The organism is Asticcacaulis sp. AC460 (assembly GCF_000495795.1).
Lineage (GTDB): Bacteria > Pseudomonadota > Alphaproteobacteria > Caulobacterales > Caulobacteraceae > Asticcacaulis.
Genome location: NZ_AWGD01000035.1, coordinates 78704 through 99812, shown reverse-complemented (window position 1 = coordinate 99812; position 21109 = coordinate 78704). Strand labels below are relative to the sequence as shown.

Here is a 21109-nt window from a genome sequence, read left to right as displayed (position 1 = left end):
TGTACTTGACGCCGGAGCCGGACCCGTCTTTGAAAACGCTTATGCAAAGCGAAGACGAAACCTTGATGCAGGCGGCGCTGGACCTGGCCCATGAAGCGGCCCGGTCCGGTGAGGTGCCGATAGGCGCTCTAATCTTCGATCCGTCAAGTAAAACTGTTGTGGCGACGGCCAGAAATTCGCCGATTAGTCTTAACGACCCGTGCGCGCACGCTGAAATCCTGGCTTTGCGCGCCGCCGGACAGGCCATCGGCAATTATAGACTTGGCGGGTTGTGGCTCTATGTCACACTGGAACCCTGCGCCATGTGCGCCGGCGCCATTTCGCACGCCCGCATCGCGCGGGTGATCTACGGCGCCCCCGATCCCAAAGGCGGCGCGGTCGCCCATGGCCCGAAATTCTTCGCCCAGCCAACCTGTCACTGGCGCCCTGAGGTCAGCGACGGGGTCTTAGGCCAGGACAGTTCCACCCTGCTGAAAAGCTTCTTCAAGGAAAGGCGCAAGGCATGACGGCGAAACCCGCCGCCCCGGATATTCTCGACCGCGTGCTCAGCCATCCCGATATCCTGGGCAATATCGCCGTCGCCTGCATCATCTTGCTGATCACGCTGTGGGTGTCGAAATGGCTGGCCGACGCCGCCAAGAAGCTGTTCCGCCGCTTCGTACAGAACGATGCCGACCGCACCCTGCCGGAATTCCTGTCGCAGGTGATCCGCTGGTTGCTGCTGACGGTCGGCCTGGTGGCGGCGTTGAACCGGCTGGGGGTCGAAACCACCTCATTCATCGCCGTGCTGGGCGCGGCCTCCCTGGCCATCGGCCTGGCGCTGCAGGGCACCTTGGGGAATGTCGCCGCCGGGCTGATGATCCTGTTCAACCGGCCCTACCGTATCGGCGACAGCGTCAAGATCGGCGAGGTCGCGGGCAATGTCCATCGCCTGGGGCTGTTCGCCACCGAGATCAATACGGGCGAGAATATCCGCGTCTTCGTGCCCAATACCAAGATTTTCTCCAACGAGATCAGCAACCTGACCACGAATGGCGCTGTCAGGGTTGAGGTCAGGTTCGATGTCGGCATGGCGACCGACCTGCCCGCCTGCCTGGCCTTGTTGCTGCAGGTCGCCAAGGACCAGCCCGGGCGTATGGAGGCGCCCGAACCCTGGGTCGCCCTGCAGGACTTCGCCCAGAGCGGCATGACCGTCCGCGTGGCCATCTTCGTGCCGTCCGGCGCCACTCAGGGCGCGCGGACGCGCCTCGTGCTGGACATCAAATCGGCGCTGGATGCGGCGGGCATCGATATTCCCTATCCCCATCAGGTCTCCGTCGACGCGGGTTAATAAATCAGGCTGAATTGTGACGTTTTCGCTTGCGTCCGGGGCGCCGGTTGGTTTCAATACATACCAGTTACACGAAGCCTAAGGAGCGACCGTGAAGCGTTTTGTATTGGGAATAGCGCTGCTGGTAGTACCGGCCGTGGCCTGTGCCGACCCTGTCGATCAGAGCAAGGGCAAGTTCGAGGACAAGTTTCGTCAGTTGGAAGGTGAAGCCTGGCCGACCCCGACCGATTACCGCAACGCCGCCGGCGAACCCGGCTATCGCTACTGGCAGCAAAAGGTCGACTACCGGATTCGCGCCAGCCTGGATGAGGCCGGCCGTTCCCTGACCGGTAGCGAGACCATCACCTATGCCAACAACTCGCCCGACAGCCTGCGCTATCTGTGGCTGGCGCTGGACCACAACAATTACAAGCGCAACTCGGCCGCCGAGCTGACCCGTACGACGGCGGGCAAGGACCTGTCGGTCGGCGGCATACGCCGCGCCAAGCGCATGCAGACCTGGGAAGGCGGCTTCAACGACCTGCGCGTCACCGACGCCAATGGCGCCCCCCTGCCCTTCACCGTGGTCGACAGCCTGTTGCGCGTCGACCTTCCCCAACCTCTGAAGAGTGGCGAGGCGCTGGATTTCTCGATCAGCTGGAGCCTTCCGATCCCGGAGACGAAGGTGGTCGGCGGCCGTTCCGGCTATGAATGTTTCACCAAGCCCGGCGAGGATGGCAACTGCATCTTCCTGGGAGCGCAATGGTTTCCGCGCCTGGCAGTCTACTCCGATTACGAAGGCTGGCACAACAAGGCCTTCCTCGGCGCCGGCGAATTCACCCTCGAATTCGGCGACTATGATGTCGAACTGACCGTACCGGCCGACCACGTCGTCTCGGCGACTGGCGCCTTGCAGAACCCGCAGGCCGTGCTGACGGCGACGCAGCAGGATCGTTTTACCCAGGCGAAGACGGCGGCGCAGCCGGTCTATATCGTCACGCCGCAGGAGGCTGCGGCCGCGGAGGGCGGCAAGCCGGCTGGCACCAAGACCTGGCATTTTTCGGCGACCAATGTCCGCGACTTTGCCTTTGCCTCGTCGCGCAAATTCATCTGGGACGCCCAGGGCGTGAAGAATGCCGACCCGGCCCAGCCGGTCGTCATGGCCATGTCCTTTTATCCCAAGGAGGCCCGCCCCCTGTGGGATGCCTATTCGACCAAGTCGATCGCCCATACGCTGAAGGTCTACGGCCAGTTCGCCTTTCCGTATCCCTACCCGACCGCGCAATCGGTCAACGGGCCGGTCGGCGGTATGGAATACCCGATGATCACCTTCAACGGTCCGCGCCCGATCAAGGACAAGAAGACCGGAGAACTGACCTATACGGAACGCGCCAAGTACGGCCTGATCGGCGTGGTCATCCATGAGGTTGGCCACATCTGGTTCCCGATGACCGTGAATTCCGACGAAAAGCAGTGGACCTGGATGGACGAAGGCATCAACTCCTTTATCCAGTTCGAAGCTCAGCGGCAATGGGACGAGAAGTTTCCGCGCGGCCGTGGTGAACCGCGCGAAATCCGCGAATATATGCTGAGCGAAAACCAGGTTCCGATCATGACCAACTCGGAATCGATCATGCAGTTCGGCAATAATGCCTATGGCAAACCGGCGACGGCACTGGTGATCCTGCGCGAAACCATACTGGGCCGTGAAACCTTCGACTTCGCCTTCAAGGAATATTCCCGCCGCTGGGCCTTCAAGCGCCCGACGCCCTACGACTTCTTCCGCACCATGGAAGAAGCCTCGGGCACGGACCTGGACTGGTTCTGGCGCGGCTGGTTCTATTCCACCGACCACGTCGACCTGGAACTGGCCGACATCAAGAAGGCGCGCATTAATACCCGCGACCCCGAGGTCGAAAAGCCGTGGGAAAAGCTTCAGGACGATGAAAAGCCGGAGTCGCTGACCTCGGTACGCAACACCGATCCGACCGTGGTTGAGACCGATCCGGCAACGCGCGACTTCTACGATACGACCGACGACTTCACCCCGACGGTCAAGGCCAAAAAGAAGTATGCCGACGCCATGAAGGATGCCGATCCGGAGCTGAAGGAAGCCCTGGCGGTCAAGGACAGCTTCTATAATTTCACTTTCCGCAACAAGGGCGGTCTGGTCATGCCGGTCATCCTGAAGCTGGACTTCACTGACGGCACCTCCGACACCGTGCGTATCCCGGCGGAAATCTGGCGCATGAACCCGGCAGAGGCCATCTGGCAATATGTCACGCCCAAGACGTTGAAGCAGGCGGAAATCGATCCCCTGTGGGAAACGGCGGACACCGATATTGCCAACAACGCCTTCCCGCGCCGCATCGATCCCGTCACCCTGAACATCACCGATGATGAAGAAGGCGCCAACCGGATGAAGGACATGGAAATGGTGGTGACACCTGACGGCGTGAAGACTCAGCCCCAGGCCAAGAAGGCGGAGGAAAAGAAGTGAGATCCTGGTTGCTGCTTCTTTTCTCGGCCGGGCTGATTGCGGCAGGCTCGGCCCAGGCCCACCGCGGCCACCACACCCTGTCGGTCGTGGAAATCGGCAAGGACGGCGAGGTTACTGTCACCCACACTCTGTCGGCGCACGATACCGAACCGGAGCTGGTGGAACTGGCGCCCGAAGCCGCCCCGAGTGTCGACGATCCGGAAGCCCTCGCGGCGCTGGAAGCGCATCTGGGCGAAGCCTTTACCGTTAATGGCCAGGCGCTAAGCCTGGCAGTTACGGATTTTGGCGGCGACGACCTGACCTTCGTCTATCTGGGGCGGTTGCCATCACGGCCCGTGACGGTGGTCATCGACTACCGCCTGTTCCCGGCCTCCGACCACGCCCCGGAAGGCGTGGTCAATGTGCGGCTGGACGGAATTACCCGCACCCTGCACTTTCATGGCGGCGACGCCCCGAAGAGCGTCACCTTTCCGGCCAAACCCTAGAGCGCGTTTCGATCCGGAAGAATCGGATCCGCGCTCTAAGTTTTTGTTTTTACGCGCATCTTAATCCAAAAAGTGCGTCACACTTTTTGGGATGCGCTCTAGAAGCGGATCCCGACGGCCAGGGAAACAACGGGCCAGGTCTTGGTCTTGTCCAGGTCTTCCTCGATCGAGCGGCGCTCATTCTCAAGCGATTGCTGATAGGCCGGGTTGCTGGAGAAGCTGCCGTCCGAAGTCAGGGTGACCTTCGGCTCGCCCTGCAGGAAGGCACCGGCTTCGAGGCTGATGACCGCAGGATACAGGCTCCATTCAGCGCCGACACCGAGATAGGGTGCGGTGGACTTGTAGCGCGCCTTGGCCGTCAGGGTGCCGATCTGGTCCGGCGTATAGGTAACCCCGCCGATCTCGGTATTGCCCGTCGGACGGGCGCTGGCGTCGATCTTGTTGCCGTTGGAGAAAATCCCGGCGGAGACAAACACCGGACCTTCGTTGAACGGGAAGAAGTCAGCCGTGACGCCGGCCGAGCCCAGCTTGAACTTGCCGTTGTACTGAATGTCATCGATCTCATCGTCGTAATCGACATTGAGGCCCTGAACAATGCCGCGGACGCGGAAGAAGGGCGCCACCTTGACCCCGCCTTCGACGCCGAGGCCGAGCGTGCTGGCGCGGGCGGCGATATAGGGATCTTCGATGGCGTGGGCTGTGGCCGGCAGCAGGACGGCCGATGCGGCCAGGGCCGCCGAGGTGAGAAGAAGAGTGCGCATGGGGAGGCTCCGCGAACAGTGAATCGTCGCAAGCCTAGGAATGCGCCCATTCGGTTACAAAGAGGTTAGCCACCAGAAATTGTAAGGAGAGTATAAGGTCAGAACTGGTCGGCGACTTTTGTGTCGCTGTTCAATTGGTTATGGTGAAGTTCGCGAATAAGGTTGAGGAATATCCAGGTCGAGACGATGGTGGAAATAGCCCCGACGACTTGCAGGATATCGCCGGGTGTCATGCCAAACGTTTCAGCGTCAGAAATTCTGGATCCAATCGACATGGTGATGTTGCCGATAATGTTTAACCACCACCAGGCCGCGATAGGCATGGCACTGGCCGGCTTGGTACCGGGCGCACGGCTGGCGTCCCAGATCAGGCAAAGGGTCGTAAAGGGCTTGAACAGGTTAGCTATGGGAATGAAATACCAGCCGACCGCCCAGCCCGGCGTGAGATCGAGATTGGGTTTCATGCTGCGCGCATTTCTGGCCGCGCCGTAGAGCCAGATCAGCGTCACAATGCCTGCGGCAAAGTAAAACAGCATGAACGCCAGGGCCGCCAGACCCAGCCCAAGGAAAAATACGTCACTGGACATGCCGACCATAGCCAGGGCCATTGCGCCGGTATAGGCCGTCAAGGACACCATAAAGGCGGTGATGAGACCAAACGTCCAGGCGCTCAGGCTCTTCATTGGCTTAAAAACATAGCGCTGCATTATTCCCCCCGCTTTACAGTCAGCTCAGTCCGACGCGCCCGATATCATAGAAGCGCTTGGCACGCTGTTCGACCAGTTGCTCCGGCGACAGGAAGCTGAGCGCCTTCAGTTCCTCTTCCAGGACGTCGCCGAGCGTCTCGATCATGGCTTCCCGGTCGGAATGGGCACCGCCGGCGGGTTCACCGACGATGCGGTCGACAATCCCCAGTTTTAAGAGGTCGGGCGCGGTGATCTTCATGCGATCGGCGGCATCCTTGGCGCGGGCGCCGTCCTTCCACAGGATCGAAGCGGCGCCTTCGGGCGAAATCACGCTGTAGATCGAATGTTCCAGGATCAGGACGCGGTTGGCCGCGGCCAGGGCAATGGCGCCGCCGGAACCGCCTTCGCCGGTCACAGTGGCAATCATGGGCGTTTTCAGGGTCAAGCCGCGCTCGGTCGAGCGGGCAATGGCCTCGGCCTGGCCGCGTTCTTCGGCGCCAATGCCGGGCCAGGCGCCGGCGGTGTCGACAAAGGTCAGGACCGGCAGGCCATACTGTTCAGCCATGTCCATCAGGCGGACCGCCTTGCGGTAGCCTTCCGGGCGGGCCATGCCGAAATTGTGCTTGAGGCGGCTGGCTGTGTCGGAGCCCTTTTCGTGGCCCATGACCACGACGGGCTGGCCGCGGAATCGGCCGAGGCCGCCGACGATAGCCTGGTCGTCGCCGAACTTGCGGTCACCGCGCAGCTCGACGAATTCGGTGATCAGGCCGCCGATATAGTCGACCAGGTGGGGGCGCTCCGGGTGGCGGGCGACCATGGTCTTCTGCCACGGTTCCAGGCGGGCATAGGTTTCCTTGCGCAGGACCTCGGTACGGTCGCGCAGGGCCTGGAGCTCGTATTCGAGATTGGCGCCGCCGGATTGCGACAGGGCGGACAGCTCCTCGATCTTGGCTTCGAGGTCGGCGATCGGACGTTCGAAATCGAGGTAATGTCGCATCAGGTCGCTCTGTGAAGGGCCCAGTTGTTCGCGCAGGGCGTAAAATTACAATGCACTTTTAGGAAAGGTCGCCTTTATCAGCAACCGTCCCCGCGTCAAAGGGGATTTTTTAGAACGGCTTATCGCGCCTTGGCCAGCGGGTGGTGGGTTTCGACCACTTCGCGCAGGCGTTCGCCGGCGACATGGGTGTAGATCTGGGTGGTCGAAATGTCGGCATGGCCCAGCAGGGTCTGCACCACCCGCAGGTCGGCGCCGCCTTCCAGCAGGTGGGTGGCAAAAGCGTGGCGCAGGACGTGCGGAGAAACCCGCGCCGGATCGATGCCGGCGTCGATCGCCGCCTGGTCCAGCAACTGCCCGACCCGGCGGCGGGTCAGGTGGCCTTCCTTGGCGCGAGACGAGAAAAGATAAGGGTTTGCCTTGTCGCCGGCCGGCAAGAAGGTATGGCGGATTTCGAGATATTCCTTGATGGCGGGACGCGCCGACGGGTTCAGCGGGACCAGTCGCTCCACCCCGCCCTTGCCTTTGACGATCAGGAAGGCCGGGTCGCGGGCGACCGCATCCAGCTTCAGGCCAACCAGTTCGGAGATGCGCATGCCCGAGGCATAGGCCATCTCGATCAGGCATTCGAGGCGGACGGCCTGGTTGGGGGCTATGGCGTCGGCCGCGGCAATGAGCGAATCCACCTCTTCGCGGCTCAAAATCCTGGGTAATTTCAACCCCTTCTTGGCGGCGGCGACCTTGCGGGACGGGTCATGGTCCATCAGGTTTTCGGAGACGCAGAAGCGGTAGAATTGTCGTACCGCCGAGCGTTTACGTTGCAGCGACGAGGAGGCCAAACCGCGCCCGGCCAACACTTCGAAATAACTGGATATGTCGCCGTCGGACAGGCCCAGCAGGCCCTGGGCGGTGACCTTGCGCGTCGCCATCAGGTCGTCGAGATCGCGGCCATAGGCGTCCAGAGTCGGTCGGGCGGCATTGCGCTCGACAGCCATCATCTGGAGGAATTGTCGTACCGGATCGAAACGGGACATGACGCCTTTCGGGTTTTTTCCGGGAGACTCTGGCAAAGCCCCCCTAACATCGTGTAAAAGTTCCGCATTATGACTCTTTTCCCTTTCTCGCGGCACTGAACATGACCGCGACACCTTCCGCGGCGCCGGCTCCCGAGCCGGAACGCCCCAGCTTCATCCTGCCCAAAACCGTCGCCCTGGTTGGCCTGATGGGGGTCGGCAAGACCACCATCGGCAAGCGTCTGGCCGAGCACTTCGCCTTGCCCTTCGTCGATGCCGACGAGGAGATCGAAAAGGCGGCCGGCCAGAGCATAGCCGATATCTTCGCCCATTATGGCGAAAAAGGCTTCCGCGAGGGTGAGGAACGGGTGATTTCGCGCCTGCTCGATTCGCCGGCTCACATCCTGGCCACCGGCGGTGGCGCCCTGACGTCGGCGAAGACACGCGACAACCTGAAGGCCAAGGCCATCACGGTGTGGCTGAAGACCGACCTGAAGGTATTGGCGCGCCGCGTCGCCAACAAGCCGCACCGGCCGCTGCTCAAGGACCGGTCGCCGATGGATGTCCTGCGTGAACACGCCAAAAATCGCTATCCGCTTTATCAAATCGCCGATGTCGTCGTCGACACCGGCGACCAGTCGCATTCCAAGTCGATGGACATGGTCCTGAACGCCTTAAAAGCCCATGTGGAGAGCCTGGCATGACCACCACCCGTATCCCGGTCGCCGGTGAAGGCTTCAAGGCCTATGAGGTGGTGGTCGGTCAGGGCCTGTTGCAGGACGCCGTCGGCCATATCGCGCCGTTCCTGAAAAATCGCCGCGTCTTCATCGTGACCGACGCCAACGTCGCGCCGCTGCATCTGGGGCCGCTGGAAGCGCAGTTCACGGCCGCCGGTTACGCCGTCGAGACCCTGGTGGTCGAGGCCGGCGAGCAGACCAAGTCGTGGGAGGGCCTGACCCAGGTCACCGACGCCTTCGTGGCGGCCGGCCTGGATCGCAAGGATATCGTCCTGGCCTTCGGCGGCGGGGTTATCGGCGACCTGACCGGCTTTGCCTGCGCCATCTATATGCGCGGCATCGACTTCATCCAGATCCCGACCACCGTCCTGGCCCAGGTCGACAGCTCGGTCGGCGGAAAAACCGCCATCGACCACCCCCAAGGCAAAAACCTGATCGGCGCCTTCCATCAACCGCGCCTGGTGCTGTGCGACCTGGATGTGCTGACCACCCTGCCCGCCCGCCAGATCCGCTGCGGCTATGCCGAAATCATCAAGTACGGCCTGCTGGGCGACCGGACGTTCTTCGACTGGCTGGAAACCAACGATGCCGCCGTGCTGGCGCTGGAGCCCGAGGCCATCCGCCACGCCGTGGCGCGCTCGGTAGAGATGAAGGCCGAGATCGTCGCCCAGGATGAACGCGAAGGCGGAGCGCGCGCCCTGCTCAATCTGGGTCACACCTTCGGCCACGCCCTGGAGGCCGAGGTCGGTTTCGGCGACCTGCTGCTGCACGGTGAAGCCGTCGCCATCGGCATGGCCCAGGCCTTCCGCTATTCGTCGTCGACCGGCGGATGTGCGGCGGCCGAGGCCGACCGCGCCATCGCCGCCGTCCGCCATGCCGGCCTGCCGACCGCCATGTCGGATATTCGCAACTCTCCCTTCGATCCCGAAAAACTTCTGGTTCATATGGGCCACGATAAGAAGGCCGAGGGCGGAACCCTCACCTTCGTTCTGGTCGAGAGCATCGGCAAGGCGTTCGTCGCCAAGAAGGTCGACCGTCAGTCGATTCACGATTTCCTGGTGCGCGACGGCGCTCAGTTGCAGGACGCCTGACATGCTTATCGCCACGATCCTGTTTCTGGCGCCCTCTCTGATCGCTCTCCTGTTCGTCTCGGCGCTGTTCTCTGCGGGTGAGACCTCGCTGACGGCGGCCTCACGCGGGCGGATGCACCAACTGGAGCGCGACGGCGACAAGGCCGCCAAACGGGTCAATATCCTGCTGGGCGACCAGGAGAAGATGATCGGCGCCATCCTTCTGGCCAACAACGTTCTGAACATCGGCGCCTCGGCCCTGACGACCAGCGTCCTGGGCGGGCTGTTCCCCGGCTACTGGGGCGTGGCGATTTCCACCGCCGTCATGACCGTGCTGATCCTGGTCTTCGGCGAGGTCCTGCCCAAGACCCTGGCCATCCTGAAGCCGGACGATGTCGCCCGCGGTATGTCGCGGCTGGTCATGTGGACAGTGTTCATCTTCGGCCCTATCGTCCAGGCGGTCCAGTGGTTCGTGCGCGGCACCCTTCGGCTGTTCGGGGTCAAGCTGTCGATGGAGATCGACGTCCTGGCAGCGCATGAGGAGATTCGCGGCGCCGTCGAATATCACCACGACGAAGGCGCCGTCGAAGCCGAGGACCGCAACATGTTCCGCGGCGTGCTGGACCTGCAGGACCTGGATGTCAGCCAGATCATGGTGCACCGCAAGTCGATCGACATGATCGACGCCGACCTGCCCATGGCCGATATCATCGAGGCGGCGCTGAACTTCAGCCATACCCGAATCCCGATGTATCGCGAAAATCCGGAAAACATCATCGGCATCCTGCACGCTCGCGACCTGATGGCGGCGGTGACGCGGGCCCGCGGCGATGTCGCCGCCGTCGACGTCATGGCCATTACGCGCACGCCGTGGTTCATCCCCGACACCACCAACCTCAAAGACCAGTTGGCGGCCTTCCTGAAGCAGAAGCAGCACTTCGCCCTGGTGGTCGACGAGTACGGCGCTTTGCAAGGCCTGGTGACGCTGGAGGACATCCTGGAGGAGATCGTCGGCGAGATCGACGACGAACACGACGCCGTCTTCACCGCCATCCGCAAGCAGTCGGATGGCTCGATCCACGTCGACGGCGACATGCCGATCCGCGACCTGAACCGCGCCATGGACTGGGATCTGCCCGACGATGTGGCGGTGACGGTGGCCGGCCTGGTCATCCATGAGGCGCGGACGATTCCGGAGCCCGGCCAGACCTTCCTGTTCTATGGCCGGCGCTTCCAGATCATGCGTCGCCAGCGCAACCAGATCACGGCTTTGAAGATCACGCCGGTGCCCGTGACGCCAGCTTGACAGGCCGATGATTTCGGCGCTGCTTTCCGGCTATCGAGGAGGGAAAACATGTTTCGACCGATCGCGCTTGCCGCTGCGTTGTGCGCCTTTGTCGTTACACCAGCCATGGCTGACTGCACTGTCGACGATCCGAAGGTCAAAGCTTATCTGTCCACCTTGCCGGGCTGGCACGTTATCACAAATGCCGACTTGTACGCCGATGACGCGGCGCTTTGGAAGGAACACCGTGGCAATGCCTGTCCCGGCCTTGCGCGCGTCGATCTGCAAGGCGAAGGCCGCACCTCCTACGGTTTGGTTATCCTCAGCAAGGACCGGATGCGTATGGTCGTCCTGGTGGATGCCAAGTCAGGTTTCACCGAACATATCCTTTTTGACGGACCGCTCGACCATATGGTCGTTCATACAGAAGCACCGGGGCCAGCCTACGAATTCGAAACCCGCGAAAAAATACAAATACCCAACCAATCGCTGGTCTTTGAGAAACTTGAGGTCGGGGCGGTTCTATACTACTGGCGCAACGGAAAACTGGAAGAGATCATCGTCTCGGGTTGACCACATCCCAAAAATGAAAAACCCCTCCAGATCGTTCCGGAGGGGTTTTCAATCAGTAGCGCCACTCGTCCTGAGGCGGGGGCGTGGGCTCGGGTTCCGGCGCCGGTTCATCCTTGCCCTGGGCGTGGAAGGCCGGCGAGATCAGCTTACCGAAGAAGTGCGAGATCTGGTCGATGACCGTGTAGGTGGCCGGCACGAACAACAGCGACAGCAGGGTCGAAGTGATCAGACCGCCAATCACCGTCACGGCCATCGGCTGACGGAAGGCGTCTTCGCCCACGGCGACGGGGATCATGCCGGCGCCCATGGCAATGGTCGTCATCACGATAGGACGGGCGCGCTTCTTGGCGGCTTCCGTCAGGGCCTCGGTCCGCGTCATGCCTTCCTTGATCGCCACCATGGCGTACTCGACCAGCAGGATCGAGTTCTTGGCGGCGATGCCAACCAGCATGATCAGACCGATATAGGTCGGCATGCTGAGACTCATTCTGAACATCAGCAGCGCAATGAAGGCGCCGCCAAAGCACAGGGGCAAGGCGAAGATGATGGTGAAAGGGTGAGAGAATGATCCGAACAGCAGCACCAGAACGACATACATCAGGGCGATGCCGGTCAAGATGGCAATCATAAAGTTGATCGCCATCTGGGCAAAGTCCTCGGTATCCGGGTTGAGGACCGTACGGACGCCCGGAATCTGGTTGGTGGCGATCTTCTTCATGGTCGGCGTATTGGCGACGGCAATGTCGGCCGGGCCAGTCGGCACACCGTTGAGGTCGGCCCGAATGGTCGCCGTCCGCGTCCGGTCGAGACGGTTGATCTGGATCGGCCCCGCGCCGAAGCTGATGTCAGCCACCGCTGACAGCGGCACGGACGTGCCGAACCGTGTCGGGACCATCAGGTTGTTGAGGTTGCTGACGTCGAGACGGGCGTCTTCCTTCAGCAGGACCCGGATCGGCACCTGGCGGTCGCCCTGGTTGAACTTGGCCAGGATCTGATCGATGTCGCCAACGGTCGCCACACGGGCCACCGAGCTGATGTCCTGGGTCGAAACCCCCATCAGCGCCGCCTGGTCAGGCTTGGGCGTGATGACAATTTCCGGCCGGGTCAGGTTGTCCTCGGAACGGACATTGGTCAGTTCCGGAAGCGCCACCATCTCGCGCTGAAGCTGCGCCACGGTCGACATCAGGACCTTTTCGTCCTCGCCCACCAGGATATAGGCCACGCCCGTGCCGCCGCCGCCGCCCTGGCCGAAGCTGGCCCGGACGCCCGGATAGGCTGCCAGCTTCTTGGAAAAGGCCTGCTCGAACTGGACCTGAGTGACCTTGCGATCGTGGCGGGGCACCAGATTGACGATAATCGTCGCACTGTTCATGTTGGTCGTGGCGTAGCTGGACTTATACTCCGGCTGCGTCTTCAGGTCGGCCACGATGCGCTGGACGACATCATCGGTCTGGTTGAGCGGTGTTCCTGGCGGCAGCGATATGCTCATAACCGACATGGAAGCATCGTCGGCAGGGAAGTTGTCGCTGGGGATCAATTGCAGCAGGACGATCGAGCCGATGAAGAAGGCGATACCACCGATAATCACCGCCCAACGGGCGCCGAGCAGCGACTTCTTCATCTTGACGACCAGGAAGATGGTTCCGATCAGCAGCAACAGGCCGATGACGCCGAAGATGACCGCGCCGACGATAGGATTGCCCTGGGCCGCAGCCTGCCCGGCCTCGGCGGTTGCCTGAGCGGCTGCCGCGCCGCCGGGAGGGGGCGGTTTGGGCAGGCCCATGGCGATGATGGCCAACGAGAACAGTCCGCCGAATTCCAGCGCCGCCCAGCGGGCCTTCATATAGTTATTGTGGAAGAGGACGAACAGAAGAACGGTGAAAAGGAATATCCCTACGCCGATCCCGGCCAGCAGATAGTTCTTGCCTGTGACCCCCATGATACCGAGAACCAGCAGGACAATGGCGCCGTGGAACAGGATGTACCAGCGCCACTTGAGATGACCTTCCAGGGTCCATTTCAGCATCTTCTGATAGGTGCCCATCCAGAAGGGGACGTCGTGGTCGTGTTTGGGGTTGGCGCGCAGCAGATAGGCGCCCATCAGCGGGGTCAGGGTCCGCGCCACAACCAGCGAGAAGAAGACGCTGACGCAGGTGGCGATGGCAAAGCTTTCGAAAAACTGGCCGACAATCCCCGGCATGAAGCCTGTCGGCGCGAACACCGCAATCAGGGTCGCCGTGGTGGCCACGACGGCCAGGCCAATTTCGTCGGCGGCTTCGATGGCGGCCGGATAGGGTTTTTTACCCTCGCGAATGTGCCGGACGATGTTCTCGATTTCCACGATGGCATCATCGACCAATATCCCCACCGTCAACGACAGGGCCAGCAAGGTGACCACGTTGAACGACTGGTTGAACAGGTACATGACATAGAAGGTCGGCAGCAGCGACATGGGCATGGCGATCGCTGACACCAGGGTCGCCCGCCAGTCACGCAGGAACAGAAACACCACGAACACAGCCAGAGCCGCCCCGATCACCAGGGCCTCCATGGAGACGTTGAAGCTGCGGTCGACCTCGGTGACACTGGAGGCCACTTCTTCAATCTGGACGTTCGGGTTCTGTTTCTTCAGCTGTTCGACGGCTGCCCGCACGGCCTTGGCGACATGGTGTTCGGAGGTGCCGCGGGTCCGCTGGACGTTAAAGCCGACAACTTCGTTGCCGTCAAAGCGTGCCCGGGTCCGGGGTTCAGACCATGTATCGGTTACGGTACCGAGGTCACCCAACCGGACCGTGCCGCCGTTATTCAGTGTGATACGCGTTTGCGCCAGTTGTTCCACCGTGTCGGCGCCGCCAATGGTGCGGATGGTCTGTTCCGAAGTGCCGGCATTGAAGCGGCCACCTGGCATGTTGACATTGAACGACGTCAGCTGACGCGAAATATCGCCGGCGGACACGCCCTGGGCGGCCAGCTTGGCCGGATCCAGCTCGATACGGATTTCCCGGCTGACGCCGCCGTCGCGGTTCAGTTGTGACACACCTTTCACGCCCAGGACCTTCTTGGCAACGTCGTTGTCGACGTACCAACTCAGTTGGTCAGGACTCATATTGGCGGCACGTATGGTGTAGCTGACCAGGGCCTGGCCCTGGGCGTTCTCGACGCGGGAAACAATCGGATCCTGGACGTCGCCGGGCAGGTTGCCCCGAACACCCGCCACGGCGTTTCGAACGTCGTTGGTCGCCTTTTCCAGATCGGTTTCGAGCTGGAAGGTGATGACCGTCGTAGACGCGCCTTCGTTGACATAGGACTGAATGTGACGCACGCCGCCGAGGCCGGAGACCGAGTCTTCGACGATGCGGGTGACCTGGTTCTGCAGTTCGGTCGGCGCCGCGCCCGAGCGCACCACGGTCACCACGACGATCGGAAAATCGATGTCGGGCCAGTTGTTGATGCGCAGGCTGTTGAAGCCGATAATGCCGGCCACGGTCATGACGATAAAGAAGACGATGACCGGGATGGGATTGCGGATCGACCAGGACGATATCTGGAAGCCCGTGGGGGGCGTCTTGGCAGTCGGTTTTTCGGTCGACATCTTACTCACCGGCCGCTTGTGGATTGCCGGCCAGTTTGACCGTGTCGCCGCCGTTCAGGAAACCCGAACCGGTGGTGACGATACGTTCGCCGGCGGCCAGGCCGTCACGGACGATGATGTTCTTGCCCTGCTGGCCGCCGAGCGTGACATTGCGGAAGGCGACCTTGTTCGCCGGGCCGATGACATAGACGCCCGGCTTGTTTTCGGTATAGGCCACGGCCGACTGCGGTATGACCAGGGCCGGCTGGCTGCCGGCGTCGATCGAGCCCTGGGCGAACATGCCCGGGCGAAGGCCCGATTCCCACGGCACCGAGATGCGGGCATAGCCCAGACGGGTGGCGGCATCGACCTGCGGGGTCACGATGCGCACTGTGCCGGTCACCGGACCGGTCGATTGCGATGTCACGGTCGCCGCCATGTTCGGCCGCACCAGGGCCAGTTCGGTTTCGACGACTTCCATGTTCAGTTCCACGCGGCCATCGCGGACCATACGGAACAGTTCGGCGCCCGGCGACACCACCTGGCCCAGCACTGCGGTACGTTTGGTGATGATGCCCGACACCGGCGCTTTGACCGTGGCCAGCGACACTTGCGTCTGGGCGGTTTCCATGGCTGCCTGGGTGGTCAGCATCGAAGCCTGGGCATTGTCCAGCGCCGCCGCCGACAGGTAGCCCTGCTTGAACAGGGTGTTGGCGCGGTCATAGGCCTTATTGGCCTGATCGTAGCTGGCCTTGGCCTGCTTGAGCTGGGCCTGCAGCAGGACGTCATTCATTTTCAGCAGGGGCTGGCCCTGTTTGACGAAGGCGCCTTCGTCGACCAGCAGGGCAACCGCGGTCAGGCCGCCGGTTTCCGCCGCGACGGGCACTTCCTGCCACGCGCTGACCGTGCCGGAGCCGGTAATGGTGATCGGTGCGCTAACCTGGCCGACCACGGCGTAGTTGACGGTCGAAGCATGTACGGCGGATTTTTTCTCCTCCGTCTTCTTCTCGTCCTTCTTTTCAGAGCACGCCTGAAGGCCGAATGCCATCACCAATGCCGCCGCCAGACCAGCTGCTACCCGCAGCGGCCGCGAACCCATGCCAAGCCCCATAAACATGCTTTCAGAATCCTGTGTTTCTCTCCACCACCCATGATGATGGCGGCCTCTCACCGAGTCAACGAGACGCTGCAAAAGTTTCGCAAGTGCAGTATCGCGATGACAACCCTGTCATAACGGCATTTCGAATTACCGGCCACCTGAAACTGTCAGTATTGAGTACCGGCGAGGTTAAAAATTCTTCACGTGGCACGCCCGGCACACCTCCTCTTGAAAACAGAGTTAAGATGTGACTGACTCCGGCACAAGATGACAGATCTGGCACATCAGGTGCGATAACGGAGGGCTTGGCATGAGGTGGGAAGGCGGACGCAGAAGCGGCGTTGAGGACCGGCGCGGCATGGGCGGGCCCGGCATGATCGGTGGCGGCGGCATCGTCGTAGTGCTGATCGCCCTGGCCGGATATTACTTTTTCGGCATAGACCCACAGGCGGTCATGAGCGGCCTGGAATCGGTCCAGGGCGGCCAGCAGCAGGAGGCGTCGGTCGGTAATCCGCAGGACGAGGCCGGCGCCTTCGTCGACGTCATCCATACCTCGGCCAACGATACCTGGGCCGAGATGTTCCAGGCCCAGGGCAAGCGCTATGAGCCGTCGAAGGTCGTTCTGTACGACAACGCCACGGGTACCGGCTGCGGCACCGGCCAGGCGGCCATGGGCCCCTTCTACTGTCCGGCCGACAACCGGGTCTATCTCGACCTGAACTTCTGGAGCACCCTGGACCAGCAACTGGGCGCCAAGGGTGACTATGCCCGGGCCTATGTCATCGCCCATGAGGTCGGCCACCACGTCCAGAACCAGCTCGGCATTTCCGACTATGTCGAGCAGCAAAGCCGCCAGGTCAGCAAGAGCGCGGCCAATGCTCTGTCGGTCAAGCTGGAACTCCAGGCCGATTGCTATGCCGGCGTCTGGGCCAATCGCTCGAACACGAAGATGAACTGGCTGGAGGCCGGCGATATCGAGGAGGCCATCGGCGCCGCCTCGGCCGTCGGTGACGATACGCTTCAGCAGGCGTCGCAGGGCCGGGTGGTGCCGGACAGCTTTACCCACGGTAGTTCGGCCGACCGTATCAAGTGGTTCCGGACCGGGTTTGCGCGTGGGAACCCGCAGGATTGCGACACGTTCGGGGTGTAGTTGGGTTGGTGCTTCATTGGCTAGCGGTTTGCGCGAAGCCACCGAATTGGAAAGTAAGATACCCCTCCACCCCTTCGGGGTCCCCCTCCCCACTTCGTGGAGAGGAGGGAGAGTGCGAACTCATTCTGCGCCAACCTGGAAGTCCGCCCCAAGCCGCCGGGTGACAGGATTTGTAAGTAGGTCGCGGCGGTCGCAGCGGTTACATCGGAGGCATCATCCCCTCCGAGGCCGCCATGCTCCGTTATGCTCTCGCGCTTGCGCTACTTATCTCGCCCGCCGTTGCGACGGCAGCCGACAAGACCGCCTACGACACCGCCATCGAACATGCCGAACTGTTTGACCAGTTGGGCGACACCCTGCTGACCGGTGTCTCGGCGCTTCTGGATACCGGAAGCGATGCGGCAGATGTATGCCCTGACCTTGAATCGGCCGCCCTCGACTGGAACAAGGCGGCGGGCTTCTACGACCAGGCCATCGCCGCGCCCAAGGATGCGAAGGATACGGCGCGGGCGTCAGACGCGGTCCTGACCGATGCGCGTGATTTTTCGTTGAAAAAGGCATCCGAGGGCCAACGCCTCTTCGACACCTACTGCAAGGGCGTTAAAGCCCCTGGCTGAGACTCGGCAAGGGCACGTCGCTGTCACGCAACCCCTCCGCGGCGCGTGACGCCAGGTGCGCGGCGCCCTTGGGCGACATGAGCGCCGCCGTCTTCATACTGGCATGGGTCACCCCAGCCAGGCGGGCCACCGCCATCTGGCGATAGTTGTCGAAGCCCTGGACCATGCAGGCCCCCGCCGACAGCTTCGCCGCCGCGGCCAGGGCAGACAAATGGTCCTGCAGGGCGGCCTCGTCACGCTTGACGCCGTCATATTCGATACAGACGCCCGACAGGCCACACTTGTTCAGCGTGGCGATCGTCTTGCGATCGGCGTTCACCGATCCCACCGCCGTCATACAGAACGGCTTGATCATCGAGACGATTTCCAGAATACGATGCGGCGGAACCCCGTCCAGGCCACGCACTTCGAAAAGGACCTTCAGGCCCATCTCAGCCGCCGCCTTGGCGACCTCAACCGTAATCTTCTGGCGTGCCCGCGCCGACGCAAAGGTCGAAAATGCCGCCGGCACCACCATCATCATCTTGCGCTGTTCCGGCGTGCGCATCCGCAACAGCTTCAGTCCCTGGTCGATATTGACCAGGTCGACCTGCTCGCGCAGGTTCCAGTCGAGATTGGCCAGGTGTTTGCGATCCAGCAACGCATTGTCGAGGTTTTCCATCACCATGGCTTCGAGGCGATGGCCGATCATGACCATCTTCTTCATCTCGAACAGAGGCTCAATGGCGCTGGCCACCTTCAAGGTACGGCCGGCGTAGTTCACCGACGCGGCGACAATCACCGGACGCTGGATCGGCACGGCATTGGCCATGCCGCCGGTCGCCGGGCCGTGATCGCTGGCTTCGTCCTGGAACCGGCCATGACGGGCCTTTAATGGGGCATCGCTTTCGCCGGGACCGACATAGGTATTCAGATCTATCTTGCCGATGGACAGGCGGTCGACGTCTTCGACCAGGACGTCGTAAATCGGCACCTCCACGTCAGACATGTCGCCGACGAAAAAGCCGCACAGTTCGCGCCAGACATCGGAAACCGCCAGGGCACCCTTGCGCGGGCTCAATTGCGGGAGCATCACCAGCCAGGCGTCGCCGTTAAGGCCGATACACCAGTTTGGCTCAGGGTAGGCCTTTTCGAAATTGGTCTTCAGGTGGTCGAACACCAGATCGCATTTGGCCGCCCATCGCGCCCCCATACGCACAATCATGGTGTCGAGTTGAAGCAGAAAGGCATGACCATCGACATCGACATGGGTTTCACGCAGGCGTTCCACAATGTTGACAGCGTCCTCACGCTGTAACACCAGTCGTTCGCGCGCAGGGCCGCGCGGCGCCCCACCAGCCGCAAACCCCCGCGATGTTTCCTGATCATTTCCGGACATGAACTGCCCTTGTGTGGGTACTGTTACAAACTGCCACCGTAACCACCTGAAATTGAAACAAGATTAACATCGGCAAATTTAAGCCAGGCCATTCTTAGCGCTCAAGCGCCGCGAGGCTCGCCGCATCAGCCGCGGCGTGCAGTCGCACGCTGCGGTGCTGTGTTGAGTAAACTTCAACACAGCATGGAATTAAGCAACTGTTCACCCTGTCACGGCACACTCATCGCGAATCGTGGAGTGTGCCGTGGCGGCCCTGAAGTTTGTCCTGCCTGATGTCGAACCGGTTGAGCCGGCCGCCAAGCCACGACCGGACTTTCATGCCGTCTGCTTTCATGCCCCGCATTGCGAGACCCGCGCCGTCGCCCATGCCCCGGAGCCACTGCGCAACGACCACGACTTGATCGTCAGGTTGTGCCGCATGCCGATCGACCTGGCGGCGCCGCTGCTGCGTTCGTCCCTGCCCTCGCTTGATACTCCTGCCCTGCTGGCGCTTATTGCCGCGACCGGCGAGGCCCACCACCTCCTCATTGCGCAACGCCCGGCTCTCGACTGGAAGGTCGTCCGCGCGTTGCTGCGCGGCGGCCACGACAGCGTGCTCGTCGCCCTGGTCCGCAACCCCGCCGCCGAACTGGACGAAGACGACCAGGGCCGGTTGGAACGGCTGGCCCAGGACCGGCCGGATTTGCGCCAGGCCTTGTCCGAACGCTTCCGCCGTGCCGTGCCGTCGCCCGATCCCGCCACCTGGGACAGCCACAGCAATCTGAAACTGCTGAAATTCATGCGCTCGGGCGAAACCGACGGCTTCGTCCGCGAAGCGTCACGGCGCCTGAAACTGGATACCGCCGCCCTGGATCGCCTGCTCGCCGCGGGGTCCGCGGTGCCGCTGGCCCTGGCCTGCTGCGCGCTGGAGCTCGACAAGGCGGTGTTCCTGCATTTGCTGTCGTTCTGGCAGAGCCGCCACGACGGCCAGCCCCAGGTCAATGAGCGTCACCGCCCCGTGGTCCTCTCGGTTTTCGCGCTTACGCCGCCCGAGGCGCGGCAAAAATTGACGGCGCTTCTGGACTAAACCACGGTCCCGGTTGAATTTCTTCCGCAAACGGCTACAACCCTGCCATGTCCCTGCGCCTCGACTTCACCGCCTCCGACCGCCCCGAAGCCCAGGCCGCCTGTGTACGCCTGAAGGCGCTGTATGGTTCATCGCCAAATCCGGACGTGGTGGTCGCCCTGGGCGGCGACGGATTCTTGCTGCAAAGCCTGCACAAGCACCTGCATGACCGGGTGCCGATCTTCGGCATGAACCGCGGATCGGTGGGCTTTCTGCTCAACGACTTCTCGGAAGACAATCTGGTGGAGCGGATCATCAAGAGCGAAAGCACCCTGATCAGTCCGCTCAGCATGACCGCGCTCAGCCGCGACGGCAAGGAACACCGGGCGTTGGCGTTCAACGAGGTGTCATTGTTGCGCCAGTCGCACCAGGGGGCGAAACTGCGCATCCTGATCGACGGCAAGGAACGTATGGACGAACTGATCTGCGACGGTGCCATGGTGGCGACGCCGGCCGGATCCACCGCCTACAACCTGTCGGCCCACGGTCCGATTATCCCCCTCACCGCCAAGGCTCTGGCGCTGACGCCGATCAGCGCCTTTCGCCCCAGGCGGTGGCGCGGCGCCGTCCTGCCGCACACCGCCAAGGTCCGCTTTGAGGCGCTGGAGGTCGACAAGCGTCCGATCAGCGCCGCTGCCGATACCTATGAGGTGCGCAATGTGATCCGCGTCGATATCGCCGAGGCCGAGGATCTGAAGGCCACCCTGCTGTTCGACGCCGGCAAGGGGTATGATGAGCGCGTCATGGCCGAACAATTCATCGTTTGATACTTTGTG

General features: G+C 62.2%; 19 protein-coding genes. 12 read left to right on the top strand and 7 right to left on the bottom strand.

Translation table 11 applies throughout. From position 1 onward, the window contains the following. Window positions 1–41: 41 nt before the first annotated feature. The 4 genes from ABAC460_RS42985 (at window position 42) to ABAC460_RS42970 (ending at window position 4294) form a co-directional block, all read left to right on the top strand. Window positions 42–506, top strand: coding sequence for a nucleoside deaminase (locus ABAC460_RS42985; protein ID WP_023455022.1), 465 nt, complete (start codon window positions 42–44; stop codon window positions 504–506). Continuing rightward, window positions 503–1330 (top strand): mechanosensitive ion channel family protein, encoded by an 828-nt coding sequence (locus tag ABAC460_RS42980; RefSeq protein WP_023455021.1) that lies wholly within the window; start codon window positions 503–505, stop codon window positions 1328–1330. Before ABAC460_RS42985 ends, ABAC460_RS42980 begins: the two co-directional genes overlap by 4 nt. Window positions 1331–1421: 91 nt before the next feature. After that, window positions 1422–3809 carry a M1 family metallopeptidase gene (locus tag ABAC460_RS42975; protein WP_023455020.1) on the top strand — a complete coding sequence of 796 codons (2388 nt, stop codon included), beginning with the start codon at window positions 1422–1424 and terminating at the stop codon, window positions 3807–3809. An 8-nt stretch (window positions 3810–3817) separates the two neighbouring features. Beyond that, window positions 3818–4294 carry a DUF6702 family protein gene (locus tag ABAC460_RS42970; RefSeq protein ID WP_023455019.1) on the top strand — a complete coding sequence of 159 codons (477 nt, stop codon included), beginning with the start codon at window positions 3818–3820 and terminating at the stop codon, window positions 4292–4294. Window positions 4295–4392: 98 nt separating this feature from the next. Here the strand turns inward: ABAC460_RS42970 and ABAC460_RS48595 are convergent, their stop codons facing one another. The 4 genes from ABAC460_RS48595 to ABAC460_RS42960 form a co-directional block, all read right to left on the bottom strand. Further along, on the bottom strand, window positions 4393–5055 hold the full coding sequence (locus ABAC460_RS48595; protein WP_023455018.1) for a hypothetical protein: 663 nt from the start codon (window positions 5053–5055) through the stop codon (window positions 4393–4395). Between the two features lie 98 nt (window positions 5056–5153). Next, window positions 5154–5762: a DUF4328 domain-containing protein gene (locus tag ABAC460_RS48590; RefSeq protein WP_023455017.1), complete on the bottom strand. Its 609-nt coding sequence runs from the start codon at window positions 5760–5762 to the stop codon at window positions 5154–5156. Between the two features lie 19 nt (window positions 5763–5781). After that, a complete protein-coding gene (locus ABAC460_RS42965; RefSeq protein ID WP_155914725.1) occupies window positions 5782–6741 on the bottom strand; it encodes an acetyl-CoA carboxylase carboxyltransferase subunit alpha in 960 nt (319 codons plus the stop codon). A gap of 116 nt (window positions 6742–6857) precedes the next feature. Next, window positions 6858–7769, bottom strand: coding sequence for a site-specific tyrosine recombinase XerD (locus tag ABAC460_RS42960; protein ID WP_023455015.1), 912 nt, complete (start codon window positions 7767–7769; stop codon window positions 6858–6860). 101 nt (window positions 7770–7870) lie between these two features. Here ABAC460_RS42960 and ABAC460_RS42955 point away from each other — a divergent pair, with 101 nt between their 5' ends. From ABAC460_RS42955 to ABAC460_RS42940, 4 genes are read left to right on the top strand one after another with little or no spacing between them, the layout of a single operon-like run. After that, window positions 7871–8452, top strand: a complete 582-nt coding sequence (locus tag ABAC460_RS42955; RefSeq protein ID WP_023455014.1) for a shikimate kinase — start codon at window positions 7871–7873, stop codon at window positions 8450–8452. Further along, a complete protein-coding gene (gene aroB / locus ABAC460_RS42950; RefSeq protein ID WP_023455013.1) occupies window positions 8449–9576 on the top strand; it encodes a 3-dehydroquinate synthase in 1128 nt (375 codons plus the stop codon). Before ABAC460_RS42955 ends, aroB begins: the two co-directional genes overlap by 4 nt. A 1-nt stretch (window position 9577) precedes the next feature. Beyond that, window positions 9578–10861, top strand: coding sequence for an HlyC/CorC family transporter (locus tag ABAC460_RS42945; RefSeq protein ID WP_023455012.1), 1284 nt, complete (start codon window positions 9578–9580; stop codon window positions 10859–10861). A 48-nt stretch (window positions 10862–10909) separates the two neighbouring features. Beyond that, entirely contained in the window at window positions 10910–11413 is a 504-nt protein-coding gene (locus ABAC460_RS42940) for a hypothetical protein (protein ID WP_023455011.1), read from the top strand. Window positions 11414–11465: 52 nt separating this feature from the next. On the opposite strand, the gene ABAC460_RS50930 is transcribed toward ABAC460_RS42940, so the two are convergent. Both ABAC460_RS50930 and ABAC460_RS42935 read right to left on the bottom strand, forming a co-directional pair. Beyond that, window positions 11466–15005: an efflux RND transporter permease subunit gene (locus tag ABAC460_RS50930; protein WP_023455010.1), complete on the bottom strand. Its 3540-nt coding sequence runs from the start codon at window positions 15003–15005 to the stop codon at window positions 11466–11468. 1 nt (window position 15006) lies between these two features. Continuing rightward, a complete protein-coding gene (locus ABAC460_RS42935) occupies window positions 15007–16101 on the bottom strand; it encodes an efflux RND transporter periplasmic adaptor subunit (protein WP_031237311.1) in 1095 nt (364 codons plus the stop codon). A 292-nt stretch (window positions 16102–16393) separates the two neighbouring features. On the opposite strand from ABAC460_RS42935, the gene ypfJ reads away from it, so the two are divergent. Beyond that, window positions 16394–17233, top strand: a complete 840-nt coding sequence (ypfJ, locus tag ABAC460_RS42930) for a KPN_02809 family neutral zinc metallopeptidase (protein WP_031237310.1) — start codon at window positions 16394–16396, stop codon at window positions 17231–17233. A gap of 233 nt (window positions 17234–17466) precedes the next feature. After that, window positions 17467–17850, top strand: coding sequence for a hypothetical protein (locus ABAC460_RS42925; RefSeq protein WP_023455007.1), 384 nt, complete (start codon window positions 17467–17469; stop codon window positions 17848–17850). On the opposite strand, the gene ABAC460_RS42920 is transcribed toward ABAC460_RS42925, so the two are convergent. Beyond that, the gene (locus tag ABAC460_RS42920) at window positions 17834–19228 is read right to left on the bottom strand and encodes a hypothetical protein (RefSeq protein WP_023455006.1); all 1395 of its coding nucleotides are present in this window, start codon (window positions 19226–19228) and stop codon (window positions 17834–17836) included. The genes ABAC460_RS42925 and ABAC460_RS42920 overlap by 17 nt on opposite strands. A 244-nt stretch (window positions 19229–19472) precedes the next feature. Here ABAC460_RS42920 and ABAC460_RS42915 point away from each other — a divergent pair, with 244 nt between their 5' ends. Then, the gene (locus tag ABAC460_RS42915) at window positions 19473–20294 is read left to right on the top strand and encodes a DUF2336 domain-containing protein (RefSeq protein ID WP_023455005.1); all 822 of its coding nucleotides are present in this window, start codon (window positions 19473–19475) and stop codon (window positions 20292–20294) included. Window positions 20295–20341: 47 nt separating this feature from the next. Continuing rightward, the gene (locus ABAC460_RS42910) at window positions 20342–21100 is read left to right on the top strand and encodes an NAD kinase (RefSeq protein ID WP_023455004.1); all 759 of its coding nucleotides are present in this window, start codon (window positions 20342–20344) and stop codon (window positions 21098–21100) included. Window positions 21101–21109: the final 9 nt, after the last annotated feature.

What these genes read in the sequence shown, in the direction of transcription:
- ABAC460_RS42985 (WP_023455022.1), top strand. Translation starts at nt 42, where the DNA reads ATGCAAAGCGAAGACGAAACCTTGATGCAGGCGGCGCTGGACCTGGCC.
- ABAC460_RS42980 (WP_023455021.1), top strand. Translation starts at nt 503, where the DNA reads ATGACGGCGAAACCCGCCGCCCCGGATATTCTCGACCGCGTGCTCAGC.
- ABAC460_RS48595 (WP_023455018.1), bottom strand. Translation starts at nt 5,055, where the DNA reads ATGCGCACTCTTCTTCTCACCTCGGCGGCCCTGGCCGCATCGGCCGTC.
- ABAC460_RS48590 (WP_023455017.1), bottom strand. Translation starts at nt 5,762, where the DNA reads ATGCAGCGCTATGTTTTTAAGCCAATGAAGAGCCTGAGCGCCTGGACG.
- ABAC460_RS42960 (WP_023455015.1), bottom strand. Translation starts at nt 7,769, where the DNA reads ATGTCCCGTTTCGATCCGGTACGACAATTCCTCCAGATGATGGCTGTC.
- ABAC460_RS42955 (WP_023455014.1), top strand. Translation starts at nt 7,871, where the DNA reads ATGACCGCGACACCTTCCGCGGCGCCGGCTCCCGAGCCGGAACGCCCC.
- aroB (WP_023455013.1), top strand. Translation starts at nt 8,449, where the DNA reads ATGACCACCACCCGTATCCCGGTCGCCGGTGAAGGCTTCAAGGCCTAT.
- ABAC460_RS42945 (WP_023455012.1), top strand. Translation starts at nt 9,578, where the DNA reads ATGCTTATCGCCACGATCCTGTTTCTGGCGCCCTCTCTGATCGCTCTC.
- ABAC460_RS42940 (WP_023455011.1), top strand. Translation starts at nt 10,910, where the DNA reads ATGTTTCGACCGATCGCGCTTGCCGCTGCGTTGTGCGCCTTTGTCGTT.
- ABAC460_RS50930 (WP_023455010.1), bottom strand. Translation starts at nt 15,005, where the DNA reads ATGTCGACCGAAAAACCGACTGCCAAGACGCCCCCCACGGGCTTCCAG.
- ABAC460_RS42935 (WP_031237311.1), bottom strand. Translation starts at nt 16,101, where the DNA reads ATGTTTATGGGGCTTGGCATGGGTTCGCGGCCGCTGCGGGTAGCAGCT.
- ypfJ (WP_031237310.1), top strand. Translation starts at nt 16,394, where the DNA reads ATGAGGTGGGAAGGCGGACGCAGAAGCGGCGTTGAGGACCGGCGCGGC.
- ABAC460_RS42925 (WP_023455007.1), top strand. Translation starts at nt 17,467, where the DNA reads ATGCTCCGTTATGCTCTCGCGCTTGCGCTACTTATCTCGCCCGCCGTT.
- ABAC460_RS42920 (WP_023455006.1), bottom strand. Translation starts at nt 19,228, where the DNA reads ATGTCCGGAAATGATCAGGAAACATCGCGGGGGTTTGCGGCTGGTGGG.
- ABAC460_RS42910 (WP_023455004.1), top strand. Translation starts at nt 20,342, where the DNA reads ATGTCCCTGCGCCTCGACTTCACCGCCTCCGACCGCCCCGAAGCCCAG.